This is a genomic window from Achromobacter sp. GQ309 (assembly GCF_059759315.1).
Genome location: NZ_JCAXDP010000003.1, coordinates 483,498 through 498,141 on the forward strand (window position 1 = coordinate 483,498; position 14,644 = coordinate 498,141).

Here is a 14,644-nt window from a genome sequence, read left to right on the forward strand (position 1 = left end):
TAACGGTGGGTCTTGACTACTGATCCGGGCGGCTTCAAGGCATTGCAGAGGCCAAGCCTGGCGGCTTATTGGTAAATGATGGTGTATTTGGCGGTGGCGGTTACGTGGCCGGCGCTGGCCTGACCGAGTGCGAAATACTGGGCCAGGTAATTGAGCGAGGCCTCGCCGCTGCTCAGGGAAACGGCTTTGGAGTTCTGGGCTTCGTCGGCCACCGTGACGTTGATGGGCGTTGCGTCGCCATTCAGAAGGCGGATTTCAACGTTGTTTGCGCCACCCGCGCCGATTGTCAGGTTGCCGGTTGCGGCATTGCCATTGGAGCCGGGTTCGAAAAGGGTGTGGACCGTACCCGTGTCCGGGGTGCATGCCGTCAGTCGGATGGTGAAGGGCGTGGTACCGGCCGTTTGGCCTGCCGTGGTCAGGGCGTCGACGCCGACCGAGGGCATGAGCACGTTGAAATTCTTGTTGCCGCTGCCGTTGCCGTCGATGGTGCACGTGTTGGCGGAGATTGCGCCGGTGAAGTTGATCGTGCCGTCGGCGGCGAACGCCAGTTGCGAAGTGGAAGCGAAGGCGCTGATGGCCAGCGCAATGAACACCTTGGATTTCATGATTTGATGTCTGTCAAAAAGGGCTGAAAAACGATTTGCCGACGGTGTTTTTCAGCGGTTCAGGGTGTGTTTCCGTCGACAGGGGTCATTACATTCGGTCTGAGAAGTGGTGTCTTTAATAAAATTCTGATAATTCGCCACAGAGTAATTTTGCGGATAGCATCACCGCCATGATTCCGATAGCACTTCCCAGCGCCAGTTTTTTCATCTTGCTTACCGCCGGCTTCTTCGCAGGACTGTTGCTGCTGGGATGGGGGCTGGTTCTGGCGATCAGCCGCGGCGCGCGGCGCACGGTTCGCAAATACTGGAAGACGTCGGCGTTGCTGTGCGTGGCACTGTTGGTGCCATTCGGCTTTTATGCGTGGTTCCAGGCCATGATGTGGCAGATCGAGCGGGAGATCGAACGCGGCGAAGCGGCACGCAATGTGACGTTGCAGCAGGCCACGACAGTGAGCGGTGTCACGATGCCTGCCGGTACGCGGTTGAAACTGCAGGACGAAGGAAAACTCGACACCTACGTCGAGGCCAGCTTTCCGCAGGCGGTGTCCATGCTGGGTGTGAACGCGACGTTCGTGCGGCGTTATCTCGATGCCGAATACGAGAAGGACACGTATGCGCTGCTGGGCAGGCATCCGCGATCGGTCATTCTGCGCGGCGCCGGTGTGCAGGACGTGCAGGGCTGGCGTTGCGATGCCACGCAGGACATCGAGTTCGACGTGATGCCCGATGGCGCCTTGAAGGCGTTTGAACAATGTGTGCTGGCGGACGGCAACCGGCCCGCAGACCTGGAGATCGCGCCGGGGGCTGTGCTGCGAGGGTCTGACGGCACCGTCTATACCGATGGTTCGCGCGACCCGGACCGTTGGCGGGTGAGCGTGAATGGCACGACTGCCGTGCAGGTGTTCGGGCTTTACCTGAGCCGGCCGAGCCTTTATCTGGATGCGTCGCGCGAAGTGCTGCGGGTCACGGATGCGGAGCTCGCCTGCAGCACCCCGTTCGGCGGGTTGACCTACCCCGCCGGCACGCAATTCAAGACTGCGCGGCGCAAGGCCGCGGGCGAGCGCGAACCGTATCCCGGTGTGCTGGTTTTCTCGCCGTGGAACGGGCAGGCTGCCAAGCGCGCCGGCCATGAGGATGTGCCCGAGGGCAAGTCCGTCTTGCAGACGCTGCAAGGCGAGGTCGTGGACATCGTGGATAACGAAGCGGCGGGCGTGATCCGCTTCGATACCTTCATCATTGACGGCAAGGAGCCGGAGCGCCCGGCCCGGGCGCGCTGCCCCTGAGCGGGCGCGTCAGCCGCCGGATGCGTCAATAGCCGATGCCGCGCGCCATCAGCACCGCGAAGAGCGGCAGGAAGATGAACAGGTGCGAGGCGATCATCACCCAGCGCCGGGCGCGCTTGATCTCGGGCAGGGCGGGGACGAACTCCAGCTGCTGGCGACGTTGCTTTGCCCAGCGCAGGAACGTGAGCGTGGGCGGGATGGAACAGAGCGCGATGACGACGAAGAGCGAGATCTTGGCGTGGAACCAGGGGTTGCCCATGTAGAACGCCGCGCCTTTGGCGCCCAAGGTCAGCCGCAGCACGCCGGTGACCAGGACCAGGATTGCGGACACGCCGTAGAGGCGGTCGTAGATGATCAGGCGCTTCACGCCGGCCGGCGTCAGGTCGGGCCGTAGCAGGACGGCTTCGGCGGTCAGGACCACCACGAGTACGAAGATCGCCAGATAGTGGAACCAGGCATACATTGCATCGGCCAGCATGTCGTCTCCAGGGTAAAGGACAAGCTAGGTTTTACCATCCCGAAATAAAACGGGCGCCCCGTTCAGGGGCGCCCGCGTGTCTGCAGCGAGACGGTGCGATCAGCGGCGGCGCTTCTTGGCTTCTTCAGCGGCTTCCTGCTGCGCGTCGACCACGGCCAGCGCCGTCATGTTGACGATGCGGCGCACGGTGGCGCTGGTGGTCAGGATGTGCACGGGACGCGCGGCGCCCAGCAGGATCGGACCCATCGCGACGCCATTGCTGCCGGTCATCTTCAGCATGTTGTACGTGATGTTGCCCGTGTCCAGATTGGGCATGACCAGCAGGTTGGCGCGGCCCTTCAGCGTGCTGTCCGGGTAGGCCAGGACGCGGATCTTTTCGGACAGGGCGGCATCAGCGTGCATTTCGCCGTCGACTTCGAGATCGGGCGCGCGGTCTTGCACGATCTGGCGCGCTGCGGCCATCTTGCGCGACGATTCCGTGACGCGGCTGCCGAAGTTCGAGTGCGACAGCAGGGCGATCTTGGGCACGACGCCGAAACGCAGCATTTCATCGGCGGCCTGGATGGTGATGCTGGCGACTTCGTCGGCCGACGGGTTCTCGTTGACGTGCGTGTCGGTGACGAACAGCGTCTGGTCGGGCAGCATCAGCACGTTCAGGGCGGCGTACGTCTGGCCTTCCTTCTTGCCGATGATTTCGTCGATGTACTTGAGCTGGTTGTCGTACTTGCTGGCTACGCCGCACAGCAGCGCGTCGGCGTCGCCACGGCGCAGCAGCATCGCGCCGATCAGCGTGTTGTGCTTGCGGATCATCGCCTTGGCGATGGCCGGCGTCACGCCTTCACGGCCCTTCAGCTGGTAGTACGCGTTCCAGGTTTCGTTGAAGCGGCTGTCGTCTTCGGGATCGACGATCTCGAAGTGCTGGCCGGCGACGAGGCGCAGCCCGGCCTTCTGGATGCGCATCTCGATGACGGCGGGACGGCCGATCAGGATCGGGAACGCCAGCTTTTCGTCGGCGACCGTCTGCGCGGCGCGCAGGACGCGTTCGTCTTCGCCGTCGGCGTAGATGACGCGCTTGGGCGCCTTCTTGGCCTGGGCGAACAGCGGGCGCATCAGTTGGCCCGAGTGGTACACGAAGCCCATCAGCTTCTGGCGGTAGGCTTCGATGTCTTCGATGGGACGAGCGGCGACGCCGGAGTCGGCGGCAGCTTGTGCCACGGCCGGGGCGATCTGCACGATGAGGCGCGGATCGAACGGCTTCGGAATGATGTACTCGGGGCCGAACGACAGTTCCTGGCCGGCGTAGGCGCGGGCCACTTCATCGTTCTGCTCGGCCTGCGCCAGATCGGCGATGGCCTTGACGCACGCCAGCTTCATTTCTTCGGTGATGCGCGAGGCGCCGGCATCCATGGCGCCGCGGAAGATGAAGGGGAAGCACAGGACGTTGTTGACCTGGTTCGGGTAGTCCGAACGGCCGGTCGCGATGATGCAGTCAGGGCGCGCGGCCTTGGCGACTTCGGGGCGGATTTCGGGTTCCGGGTTGGCCAGGGCCAGGATCAGCGGACGGTCGGCCATGGTCTTGACCATGTCGGCGGTGAGCACGCCGGCGGTCGAGCAACCCAGGAACACGTCGGCGCCATTGACCACGTCAGCGAGCGTGCGCGCGTCGGTCTTTTGCGCGTAGCGCTTCTTGTTGGCTTCCATGTTTTCGTCGCGGCCGTCCCAGATGACGCCGCGCGAGTCCACCACGAAGATGTTTTCGCGCTTGATGCCCAGGTGAACCAGCAGGTCCAGGCAGGCGATGGCGGCGGCGCCGGCGCCCGAGCACGCCAGCTTGACCGAGCCGATGTCCTTGTTCACGACCTTCAGGCCGTTCAGGATGGCGGCCGACGAGATGATGGCGGTGCCGTGCTGGTCGTCGTGGAAGACGGGGATCTTCATGCGCTCGCGCAGCTTCTTCTCGATGTAGAAGCACTCGGGCGCCTTGATGTCTTCAAGGTTGACGCCGCCCAGCGTGGGTTCCAGCGCCGCGATGATGTCGACCAGCTTGTCCGGATCGTTTTCCGCGAGTTCGATGTCGAACACGTCGATGCCGGCGAATTTCTTGAACAGGCAACCCTTGCCTTCCATCACGGGCTTGGCGGCCAGCGGGCCGATGTTGCCCAGGCCCAGCACGGCGGTGCCGTTGGTGATCACGCCCACGAGGTTGCCGCGCGACGTGTACTTGGAGGCGGCGTCGTCGCCCTGGTCGAAAATGGCCATGCAAGCCGCAGCCACGCCGGGGGAGTAGGCCAGGGACAGGTCGTCCTGGTTGGCCAGGGTCTTGGTCGGGGTGACCGAGATTTTGCCGGGAGTGGGATAGGCGTGGTAGTCCAACGCCAGTTTGGTGAGAGTTTCGTCCATGGGATCGGGGCCTGAAAGGGCTAACGGAAAAAAAACGGGATGAAAAATCGGGATGAAAAATCGGGATGACAAACGGCGGGCTCGCGGCCCGCCGTATTCTTTGCGAAATGCTTGGGGAACACCCGTATTTCACCAGAAAGCGCGGGTGCTTGGTTGCTGCACTGCAGCGAGTGTTCGCGTTGGTTAGCTTTTAATCAAGCAAACACCAGCGCTGCATCGGTCCGATGGTCGAGGTTCGGTGGACGAGAGTCAGACCTCCCAGGGCGGCGCCTGGCGGCTGCCGGCATTCAGGGATTCGCGCAGTGCGCGCGTGTCGTCCTGCCTGCCCAGGGTGTCCAGGGCGTACAGCACGATCCAGTCCGCGCTGACCTCGAAGAAATCGCGCAACCGGGCCCGGGTGTCGCTGCGGCCGAACCCGTCGGTGCCGAGCGTGCGGTAGGGCGCGGGCACGTACGCGCGGATCTGTTCGGGTACGGCGCGCACGTAATCGCTGGCGCCGATCACGGGCGCGTCGCTGCCGCCCAGGCAGGTGCGCACCCAGTCCTGATCGTCGGGCGCGTCCAGGCCCAGCACGCGTGCGCGCTCAGCCTGGCGGCCGCTGCGGGCCAGCTCGGAATAGCTGGTGACGCTCCAGACCTCGGCGTCCACGCCGAATTCGTCCTGCAGGCGGGTGGCGGCCATCTCGGCCTCGCGCAGCATGGGGCCGGCGGCCAGAAGGCGGACCTGCGCCTTGCCGCGCGCGGGCCGCAGCCGGTACAGGCCGCGCAGGATGCCTTCGCGCGTGGCCGGGTCCTCGGGCATGCCGGGCTGCGCCAGGTTCTCGTTCGTGACGGTCAGGTAGAAGAATTCGTCGCGTTGCTCGTCCAGCATGCGGCGCATGCCGTGTTCGACGATGACGGCGACCTCGTAGGCGTAGGCCGGGTCGTAGGCGCGGCAGTTGGGGACGGTGGCGGCCATGATGTGGCTGGAGCCGTCCTGGTGTTGCAGCCCCTCGCCGCCCAGCGTCGTGCGGCCCGACGTGGCGCCGATCAGGAAGCCCCGGGTGCGCTGGTCGGCGGCCGCCCAGATCAGGTCCCCGATGCGCTGGAATCCGAACATCGAGTAATAGATATAGAAGGGCAGCATCGGCAGACCATTGACCGAATAGCTGGTGCCGGCCGCGGTCCATGACGAGATCGCGCCGGCCTCGGTGATGCCTTCTTCGAGGATCTGGCCGTCGCGCGCCTCGCGGTAGTACAGCACCGAGCCGATGTCCTCGGGTTCATAGAGCTGGCCTTGCGCGGAATAGATGCCGATCTGCCGGAACAGGTTGGCCATGCCGAAGGTGCGGGCTTCGTCGGCAACGATGGGCACGATGCGCGGACCCACGGTGGCGTCTTTCAGCAGCGCGGTGAGCATGCGCACGATGGCCATCGTGGACGACATTTCCTTGCCGTCTGCGGCCAGGGCGAAGCGCGCCCATTGGTCTGCGTCCGGGGGCGCGAGCCGCGGGGCCTCGGCGTTGCGGCGCGGAATGTAGCCGCCCAGCGCGGCGCGGCGCGCCTGCAGGTGGCGCAGCTCGGCGCTGTCGTCGGCGGGCCGGTAGAACTTGAGCGCCAGGCAGTCGGCGTCGGAAATCGGCAGGGCGAAGCGGTCGCGGAAGGCGAGCAGCGCCTCGTCGTCCAGCTTCTTCTGCTGGTGCGTGGTCATCTTGCCCTGGCCGGCCGTCCCCATGCCGAACCCCTTCTTGGTCTGCGCGAGGATGACGGTGGGCTGGCCGCGGTGGCGCGCGGCGCGGTGGTAAGCGGCGTGGATCTTCACCATGTCGTGGCCGCCCCGGCTCAGGCGGTCGATGGCTTCGTCCGACCAGTCGGCCACCAGTGCAGCCAGTTCGGGATTCTGGTTGAAGAAATGGGCGCGGTTGAAGGCGCCGTCGTTGGCCGCGAAGGTCTGGAACTGGCCGTCCACGGTGTTGGCGAAGGCGCGGGCCAGCGCGCCGCCCGTGTCCCGGCGCAGCAGGGCGTCCCAGTCGCTGCCCCAGACCAGCTTGATGACGTTCCAGCCGGCACCCGCATACAGGGTTTCCAGCTCGTCGATGATGCGGCCGTTGCCACGCACGGGACCGTCCAGGCGTTGCAGGTTGCAGTTGACGACGAAGATCAGGTTGTCGAGCTTTTCGCGCGCGGCCAGCGTGAGCGCCGCGATGGATTCGGGCTCGTCCATTTCGCCGTCGCCGAAAATGCCCCACACCTTGCGGTCGGCGCCGGGCACGAGGGAGCGGTGCTCCAGGTAGCGCATGAAGCGCGCCTGGTAGATCGCGTTGATGGGGCCGATACCCATCGAACCCGTGGGGAACTGCCAGAAGTCGGGCATCAGCCACGGGTGGGGGTAGGACGACAGGCCTCGCAGGCCGCGCGTGGTGGCCGTGATTTCCTGGCGGAAGTGCGCCAGGTCGTCCTCGCCCAGAAAGCCCTCCAGGAAGGCGCGCGCGTACACGCCGGGCGCAGAGTGCGGCTGCATGTAGACGATGTCGCCGGGATTGCCGTCCGCCCGCGCCCGGAAGAAATGGTTGAAGCCGACCTCGAACAGGTCGGCGGCAGATGCATAGCTGGCGATGTGGCCGCCGAGTTCGCCATGCGCCTGGTTGGCGCGCACCACCATCGCCAGCGCGTTCCAGCGGTTGATGCGGGCAATGCGTTCTTCGACGGCCAGATTGCCGGGGAAGGGCGGTTCCTGGTCGGCGGGAATGGTGTTCAGGTATGCGGTGCGGGTCTGGCTGTTGGCGCGCAGGCCGAGCGAGGCGGCATGACCCAGCACGCTGTCCAGCACATAGCCGGCACGATCGGCCCCGTCCGCCTCCAGCAGGGACTGCAGCGCTTCGCGCCATTCGGCGGTTTCTGCGGGGTCGGCGTCGTCTTGGCGGGCCGATGCGGAAAGAGGCTGGCGAGGGTCGAGCATGGTAAGTCGTCTCCTGTTTTTATCCTCATCCTAGACCCATGCGCCAGGCATGAGGCATCGAAATTCCCGGGCAAATCCGGCGCTTTCAGCATAATCTTTCGCCAGGGTCCCGCGCCACGGCAGGTTCTACCGCCGCATCGTGCTTACGGCTGGTGACCACGGTGTGGACGGCCAGGCGCTAGAATTCGCGGCTATCAATAGGGAGAAACCCATGACTGAGCCCATCCGCGTTCCGCCGGAGGTCACGCTGCCGGAGCTTACGTTCCGCGGCGTCCTGCTCGGCGCGCTGATCACCGTCATCTTTACCGCCTCGAATGTGTTCCTGGGGCTGAAGGTGGGCCTGACGTTTTCGTCCGCCATCCCGGCGGCGGTCATCTCGATGTCCGTCCTTCGCATGTTCAAGGACGCCAACATCCTTGAAAACAACATGGTGCAGACGCAGGCTTCGGCGGCCGGCACGCTGTCGGCCATCATCTTCATCCTGCCGGCGCTGGTCATGATGGGCCACTGGCAGGGCTTTCCGTTCTGGCAGACGCTGGGCATCTGCGCGGCCGGCGGCATGCTGGGCGTGATGTTCACGATTCCGTTGCGTCACGTGATGGTGGTGCAGAGCAACCTGCCGTATCCCGAGGGCGTGGCGGCGGCCGAGATTCTGCGCGTCGGCAGCGCCGAGCGCGCGCAGGACGAGCCGCAGGACGCCGCGGGCGCCTCGGCCAAACCCGCCGCCACCGGCATGGGCGACATCGTCGCCGGCGGCATCGCGGCGGCCGTGGTCAGCTTTGCGGCCAACGGCCTGCGGGTCCTGGGCGACAGCGTGAGCGGCTGGTTTGCTTTGGGCGGCGCGGTGTTCCGCCTGCCGATGGGCTTTTCGCTGGCGCTGCTGGGCGCGGGCTATCTGATCGGCATCGTTGCCGGGCTGGCGATGCTGACGGGCCTGGTGATTGCGTGGGGCATCGCGGTGCCCATCCTGACCGCCATGGGCGACATGCCCGCCGGGGCGACGCTGGCTTCGTACGCCACAGGCTTGTGGTCCTCGCAGGTGCGCTTCATTGGCGCGGGCGTGATCGCCGTGGGCGCGATCTGGACGCTGGCCACGCTGTTCGTGCCGATGGCGCGCGGCGTGAAAGCGTCGTTTTCGGCGCTGACCAAGGAGGGTGCCGCACGCACCGGGGCGGCGCCGCGCACCGAGCGTGACCTGTCGGCCGGCTGGATCTCGGCGGTGACGCTGGTGCTGGTGGCGATCCTGGTCTTCACGTTCCAGGTGTTCCTGTCCGGCACGCCGCTGTCGTCGGGCGCCATCTGGAAGCTGGTGGCCTATGCGGTGCTGTTCGCGTTTGTGTTCGGTTTTCTGGTGGCGGCCGCCTGCGGCTACATGGCGGGCCTGGTGGGTTCGTCGACCAGCCCGATCTCCGGCGTGGGCATCGTCGCCATCGTGCTGGTGTCGGTGCTGATGCTGGGCGTGGGCGGCGATCTGATGGCGCTGGAAAATGGCGTGCAGATGGCGATCGCGCTGGCGATCTTCAGCACGTCGGCCGTGGTGGCGGTGGCGTCCATTTCGAACGACAACCTGCAGGACCTGAAGACCGGCTGGCTGGTGGGCGCAACGCCGTGGCGCCAGCAGGTTGCGCTGCTGATCGGCTGCGTCGTGGGCGCGGCGGTGATCTCGCCAGTGCTGGAGCTGCTGTACAACGCGTACGGTTTCGCGGACGCGATGCCGCGCGAGGGCATGGACCCGTCGCAGGCGCTGTCGGCGCCGCAGGCCACGCTGATGCTCGCTATCACGCGCGGCATCTTCACCCACCAGCTCAACTGGACCATGATCCTGATCGGCATGGCTGTCGGCGTGGCCCTGATCGTGGTGGATGAAATTCTGAAGCGCACGTGCAAGGTTGCGCGCATCCCCGTGCTGGCGGTGGGCATCGGCATCTACCTGCCGCCGACCGTGGCCGCGCCCATCGTGGCGGGCGCGCTGCTGGCGTGGCTGCTGGAAGGCGCGCTGCGCCGCCGCGCTGCCGCCGCCGGCCAGCCTTATGACAGCTATGCCGAAGCGGCCAACCGCCGCGGCGTGCTGCTCGCTTCCGGGCTGATCGTGGGTGAGAGCCTGGTGGGTGTGCTGATGGCCGCGATCATCGGGGCAGCGGGGTCCGAGGCGCCGCTGGCGATCGTTGGTGAAGACTTCGCCGGCATGGCGTCCTATCTGGGCCTGGCCGTGTTCGTCCTGGTGGCGGTGCTGTTCTGGCGCCGGGTGATGCGGCTGGCGTAGAACAGGGTGTCAGACACCCGTGCCCGGTTGCAGCAGATCCGCCAGCGTACGCGCGATGACCTTCGTCGCGCGTCGCAGGTCTTCCAGAACGACACGTTCGTCGCTCCGCTTGGCGTGCGATTCCAGCACCGTGCGCGGACCTGCGCCGTAGATCACGCCGGGGATGCCGGCCTCGGCGTATAAGCGCACGTCGGTGTACAGCGGCGTGCCCATCGCCGGAATGGGTTCGCCGAACACGGCCTCGCCGTGTTGCTGGATGGCCTGCACCAGCGGCTGCGCGCCCGGCAGCGGGCGCATCGAATTGGCCAGCAACAGCCGCTTGATGTCCACGCGGATGCCGGGGCATGACGCTGCGGTTTCCTCGATGATGCGCCGGATGCCGGCCTCGACCTCGGCGGCGTTTTCTTCGGGAATCATGCGGCGGTCCAGCTTGAAGCTGACCTTGCCCGGCACCACGTTCGTGTTGGTGCCGCCTTCGATCCGCCCCACGTTCAGGTACGGATGCGAAATGCCCGGCACCTGCGACGTGATCTTGCGGTACTGCGCGTTCTGCGCATACAAGGCATTGAGCAGCGCGACGGCGCCTTGCAGGGCGTCGACGCCGCTGCTGGGAATGGCGGCGTGGGCCATCTTGCCGTGCACCGTTACCTCCATCTGCAGGCAGCCGTTGTGCGCGGTGACGACTTCATAGCTGAAGCCCGCCGCGATCAAGAGGTCGGGGCGCGTCAGCCCCTGCGCGAGCAGCCAGCCGGGACCCAGCAGGCCGCCGAATTCCTCGTCATACGTGAAGTGCAATTCCACCGCGCCGCGGGTCGGCTTGGCGATGGCTTCCAGCGCCCGCACGGCGAACGTGAAGCTGGCGAAGTCGCTCTTGCTGACCGCGGCGGCGCGGCCGTACAGGCTGCCGTTGTCGATCTCGGCGCCATAAGGATCGTGCGTCCAGCCGTCTCCGGGCGGCACCACGTCGCCGTGGGCGTTGAGCGCGATGCGCAGGCCGTCGCGGCCGTATTCGCGCCGCACGATGAGGTTGGTGATGGACTGCATGCCGTAGTCCTGCACGGCCTGCGCAGGCACGGGATGCGCTTCGGCCTCAAGGCCAAAGCCCTGCAGCAGTTCCGCGGTGCGCACCGCGTGCGGCGCGTTGTTGCCGGGCGGCGTGTCGGTGGGCACGCGCACCAGTTCCTGCAGGAAGCGGACTTGTTCGTCGAAATGGGCGTCAACCCAGGCGTCGAGTCGGGCGTAATCGGTCATGGCGTTATGTCGAGGTTTCGTTGGCCAGCGCATCGAGCAGGCTCAGCATGGCCTGCGCGGCAAGTTCGATGTCGTCGCTGGTGGTGGATTCGTTGGGGTTGTGGCTGATGCCGTTGTTCTGGCCGCGCACGAACAGCATGGCTTGCGGCATGACCTCGTGCAGTTTCATGGCGTCGTGGCCCGCGCCGCTGGGCATGCGGTGCACGGGTACGCCCAGCGCGTCGACCGCGCGTTCCCAGCGCTGCTGCCAACGCGGATCGCTGGGCGCGGCGGAGGCGCGCATGGTTTCCTCCAGGGCGTAACGCAGGCCGCGCCGCTGGCAGATGGCGGCCAGTTCGGCCAGCACGTCCTCCGCCAGCGCGTCGCGCTGCGTATCGCTGGGCGCGCGCAGATCCAGGCTGAATCGGCATTCGCCCGGCACGACGTTGATCGACCCGCTGGGCACCTCAAACATGCCCACGGTGCCGACCGAGTCGCCATCGCGGGCGGCGCGCCGTTCGACAAACAGCGCCAGTTCGGCGGCGGCCACGGCGGCGTCGCGCCGGCGGTCCATGGGCGTCGTGCCCGCGTGGCTGGCCAGGCCCAGGATCTGCACTTGATAGCGCACGCAGCCGTTGATCGACGTGACGACGCCCAGCGGCAGCCCCAGTTCGTACAGCACGGGGCCTTGTTCGATGTGGACCTCGACAAAGCCCAGGTAGCGGGCCGGATCGCGCCGCAGGCCGGCAATGCCGTCGATGTCCAGCCCCGCGTGCAGCATGGCGTCGCGCATGGTGATGCCGTCGGCGTCCTTCTGGTCCAGCCATTCAGGCTTGAAATCGCCGATCAGGGCGCCCGATCCCAGGAACGTCGCGCGATAGCGCTGGCCTTCTTCTTCGGCGAAGGCGATCACCTCGACGTCGAAGGGCAGCCGCCGGTTCTGGCGGTGCAGCGCGCGCACGCAGGCCATGGGCACGAAGATGCCGAGCCGGCCGTCGTACTTGCCGGCGTTGCGTACCGTGTCGAAATGGCTGCCCGACATGAGGACCGGTGCGCCGGGCTGCGCGGCACGGTAACGCCCGACCACGTTGCCGACGGCATCGATGCCGACCTCGTCAAAGCCGCAGTCCTTCATCCATTGCGAGATGCGCGCGGCGCAGGCGCGGTGCGCGTCGGTCAGATAGGTGACTGTGAGTTGGCCTTTCTCGGCGTAGCCCGGATCGCTGTAGACGCTGAGCGCCTCGTGCCAGTCCCAGATGTCCTTGCCCATTCCGGGTTCGCCGACGCGCTCGCGCGGGCTCGGCTCGGCGTTCGGATCGTTCAGATTGTTGGTCATGGTCGTCCTGTTCAACGGTCGGGGGTGTAGGGGTGCGTGGCTTTCCAGTGACGCGCAATGTCCAGCCGGCGGCAGATCCAGACGCGGTCGTGGCGTGCGATGTGATCCAGAAAGCGTTGCAGGGCGACGATGCGTCCGGGGCGGCCCAGCAGGCGGCAGTGCATGCCGATGCTGAGCATCTTTGGCGCCTCGGTGCCTTCGGCATAGAGCGCGTCGAAGCTGTCTTTCAGGTACTGGAAGAAGGGATCGGCGTGCGAATAGCCCTGCGGCAGCGCAAAGCGCATGTCGTTGCAGTCCAGCGTGTAGGGCACGATGAGCTGCGGCGCGGTCGAGCCATCGGTCTTGCGGACCTGCATCCAGAAGGGCAGGTCGTCGCCGTAGTAATCGCTGTCGTATTCGAATCCGCCGTCGTCGGCGACCAGCCTGCGCGTGCGCGGGCTGTCGCGTCCGGTGTACCAGCCCAACGGGCGCGTGCCGGTCAGCGTGGTGATGGCGTCGATGGCCAGCCGCATGTGCTCGCGTTCGGTGGCCTCGTCCACGTCCTGGTAGTGGATCCAGCGCCAGCCATGGCAGGCGATTTCATGGCCCAGTTCGACGAAGGCTGCCGTCAGGTCGGGATGGCGTTGCAGGGCCATGCCGACGCCGAACACCGTCAGCGGCAGTTGCCGCTTCTCGAATTCGCGCAGGATGCGCCACACGCCCGCCCGTGACCCGTATTCGTAGATGCTTTCCATGCTGAGATGCCGGTCCGGATAGCTGGCCGGGTTGAACATCTCGGACAGGAACTGCTCGGAGCCGGCATCGCCATGCAGCACGCTGTTCTCGCCGCCTTCTTCGTAGTTCAGCACGAACTGCACGGCGATCCGCGCGTTGCCCGGCCATTGCGCGTGCGGCGGATTGCGTCCGTAGCCGACGAGGTCGCGGGGGTAGGGCAGCGTGGTGTCGTAGAGGGGCATCGGCGGTCGCAGGAAGGGGGATGATCGGTCGCGTGATGACGCGGGTCTGATCATGTATACAAAGTATGTACATCAAATACCAGCCGCCGGCCATCGGCGAATGCCCTACGCCGCGGTTTTCATACTGGCGCGGCGTCGCGCTCCTTGAACAATTCCTCGCCCATGAAGTCGATAAATACCCGTAGCTTGGGCGCCAGATGCTTGCTGGACGCCCACAGCAGCCGGAATGTGCCTTGGTGTTCGACATGGGCGTCCAGCACCGAAACCAGTTCGCCACGCTGCAAGGCAGGCCGCACCAGAAAATCGGGCAGGCACGCGATGCCTAGGCCTGCCACTGCCACATCCAGGAGGGCCGCGGACGTGTTGCACACCATCGACGCGGGCACTGTCCATTCGGCCATGCCTGCGTCGCGCTTCAGCGGCCACGGTTCAAGCTTGCCGGTGCTGGGAAATCGGTGCTGCAGGCAGGCGTGATGCTGCAGGTCGGCCGGACCGCGCGGCGTGCCGCGGCTGGCCAGATAGCCCGGCGCGGCGACAAGCAGCAGACGATAGTTGCCGACCGGGCGCGACACCAGCCGCGAGTCCGTCGGCTCGCCCGTGCGCATCACGATGTCGAAGCCTTCGTTGATGACGTCCACCAGACGATCTGAAAAATCCACGTCCAGTTCGATCGCGGGATAGCGGTGCATGAATGCGGTCAACGCCGGCATGACCAGCATGCCGACGAGCGGAAGGCTGATGCGCAATCGGCCTTGCGGCGCCTGGCGCGTTTCGGAGAGTTCGAGTTCGGCGGACTCGAGCTCGCACAGGATGCGCCGGCAACGTTCCAGGAAAACGGCGCCTTCGGCGGTCAAGGTGATGCTGCGCGTGCTGCGATGGAGCAGGCGCACGCCCAGGCGTGTTTCAAGCCGGCAGACGCTCTTGCCCACCGCCGACGCCGACACGCCCAGATGGCGGGCGGCTTCGGAATAACTGCGCATTTCGGCGGCTTGCACGAAGGCGGCAATGGCGCTGAGCGATTCAACCATGATGCGATTCAGGACAATTTGTCCGATATATTTTGAACACCGGCATTATTGTCCCGGACTGCACTTGCCGCCAACATGGCTGCCTTCCCACAACACGTGCCGGCGTCGGGGATTTCCACCCGCCGCCG

Annotated in this window: 9 protein-coding genes and 1 pseudogene; 2 read left to right on the forward strand and 8 right to left on the reverse strand. The window is 66.0% G+C overall.

What is annotated here, in order from left to right:
- Window positions 1–65: 65 nt before the first annotated feature.
- Window positions 66–605 (reverse strand): fimbrial protein, encoded by a 540-nt coding sequence (locus AC6CIE_RS11630; protein WP_175122891.1) that lies wholly within the window; start codon window positions 603–605, stop codon window positions 66–68.
- Between the two features lie 170 nt (window positions 606–775).
- Here AC6CIE_RS11630 and AC6CIE_RS11635 point away from each other — a divergent pair, with 170 nt between their 5' ends.
- Window positions 776–1,888 carry a hypothetical protein gene (locus tag AC6CIE_RS11635; protein ID WP_498092256.1) on the forward strand — a complete coding sequence of 371 codons (1,113 nt, stop codon included), beginning with the start codon at window positions 776–778 and terminating at the stop codon, window positions 1,886–1,888.
- Between the two features lie 25 nt (window positions 1,889–1,913).
- Here the strand turns inward: AC6CIE_RS11635 and AC6CIE_RS11640 are convergent, their stop codons facing one another.
- The 3 genes from AC6CIE_RS11640 to mdeB form a co-directional block, all read right to left on the reverse strand.
- Window positions 1,914–2,366 (reverse strand): DUF2214 family protein, encoded by a 453-nt coding sequence (locus AC6CIE_RS11640; protein ID WP_498092257.1) that lies wholly within the window; start codon window positions 2,364–2,366, stop codon window positions 1,914–1,916.
- A 99-nt stretch (window positions 2,367–2,465) separates the two neighbouring features.
- Window positions 2,466–4,766 carry an NADP-dependent malic enzyme gene (locus AC6CIE_RS11645; RefSeq protein ID WP_498092258.1) on the reverse strand — a complete coding sequence of 767 codons (2,301 nt, stop codon included), beginning with the start codon at window positions 4,764–4,766 and terminating at the stop codon, window positions 2,466–2,468.
- Window positions 4,767–5,015: 249 nt separating this feature from the next.
- Window positions 5,016–7,703 carry an alpha-ketoglutarate dehydrogenase gene (mdeB, locus tag AC6CIE_RS11650; RefSeq protein ID WP_498092259.1) on the reverse strand — a complete coding sequence of 896 codons (2,688 nt, stop codon included), beginning with the start codon at window positions 7,701–7,703 and terminating at the stop codon, window positions 5,016–5,018.
- Between the two features lie 211 nt (window positions 7,704–7,914).
- On the opposite strand from mdeB, the gene AC6CIE_RS11655 reads away from it, so the two are divergent.
- Window positions 7,915–9,966, forward strand: a complete 2,052-nt coding sequence (locus tag AC6CIE_RS11655) for an OPT family oligopeptide transporter (protein ID WP_498092260.1) — start codon at window positions 7,915–7,917, stop codon at window positions 9,964–9,966.
- Between the two features lie 9 nt (window positions 9,967–9,975).
- Here the strand turns inward: AC6CIE_RS11655 and AC6CIE_RS11660 are convergent, their stop codons facing one another.
- From AC6CIE_RS11660 to AC6CIE_RS11675, 4 genes and pseudogenes are all read right to left on the reverse strand, one after another.
- Window positions 9,976–11,217: a M20 family metallopeptidase gene (locus tag AC6CIE_RS11660; protein WP_498092261.1), complete on the reverse strand. Its 1,242-nt coding sequence runs from the start codon at window positions 11,215–11,217 to the stop codon at window positions 9,976–9,978.
- 4 nt (window positions 11,218–11,221) lie between these two features.
- Window positions 11,222–12,475 (reverse strand): annotated as a pseudogene (locus tag AC6CIE_RS11665) (hydantoinase/carbamoylase family amidase); the annotation flags it as partial.
- 68 nt (window positions 12,476–12,543) lie between these two features.
- Window positions 12,544–13,488, reverse strand: a complete 945-nt coding sequence (puuE, locus tag AC6CIE_RS11670; protein ID WP_498092262.1) for an allantoinase PuuE — start codon at window positions 13,486–13,488, stop codon at window positions 12,544–12,546.
- Between the two features lie 119 nt (window positions 13,489–13,607).
- Window positions 13,608–14,516 (reverse strand): LysR family transcriptional regulator, encoded by a 909-nt coding sequence (locus tag AC6CIE_RS11675; RefSeq protein WP_498092263.1) that lies wholly within the window; start codon window positions 14,514–14,516, stop codon window positions 13,608–13,610.
- Window positions 14,517–14,644: the final 128 nt, after the last annotated feature.

Excerpts from the sequence above, each read along its gene's own strand:
- AC6CIE_RS11660 (WP_498092261.1), bottom strand. The coding sequence starts at position 11,217 with ATGACCGATTACGCCCGACTCGACGCCTGGGTTGACGCCCATTTCGAC.
- AC6CIE_RS11655 (WP_498092260.1), top strand. The coding sequence starts at position 7,915 with ATGACTGAGCCCATCCGCGTTCCGCCGGAGGTCACGCTGCCGGAGCTT.
- AC6CIE_RS11630 (WP_175122891.1), bottom strand. The coding sequence starts at position 605 with ATGAAATCCAAGGTGTTCATTGCGCTGGCCATCAGCGCCTTCGCTTCC.
- AC6CIE_RS11635 (WP_498092256.1), top strand. The coding sequence starts at position 776 with ATGATTCCGATAGCACTTCCCAGCGCCAGTTTTTTCATCTTGCTTACC.
- puuE (WP_498092262.1), bottom strand. The coding sequence starts at position 13,488 with ATGCCCCTCTACGACACCACGCTGCCCTACCCCCGCGACCTCGTCGGC.
- AC6CIE_RS11645 (WP_498092258.1), bottom strand. The coding sequence starts at position 4,766 with ATGGACGAAACTCTCACCAAACTGGCGTTGGACTACCACGCCTATCCC.
- mdeB (WP_498092259.1), bottom strand. The coding sequence starts at position 7,703 with ATGCTCGACCCTCGCCAGCCTCTTTCCGCATCGGCCCGCCAAGACGAC.
- AC6CIE_RS11640 (WP_498092257.1), bottom strand. The coding sequence starts at position 2,366 with ATGCTGGCCGATGCAATGTATGCCTGGTTCCACTATCTGGCGATCTTC.
- AC6CIE_RS11675 (WP_498092263.1), bottom strand. The coding sequence starts at position 14,516 with ATGGTTGAATCGCTCAGCGCCATTGCCGCCTTCGTGCAAGCCGCCGAA.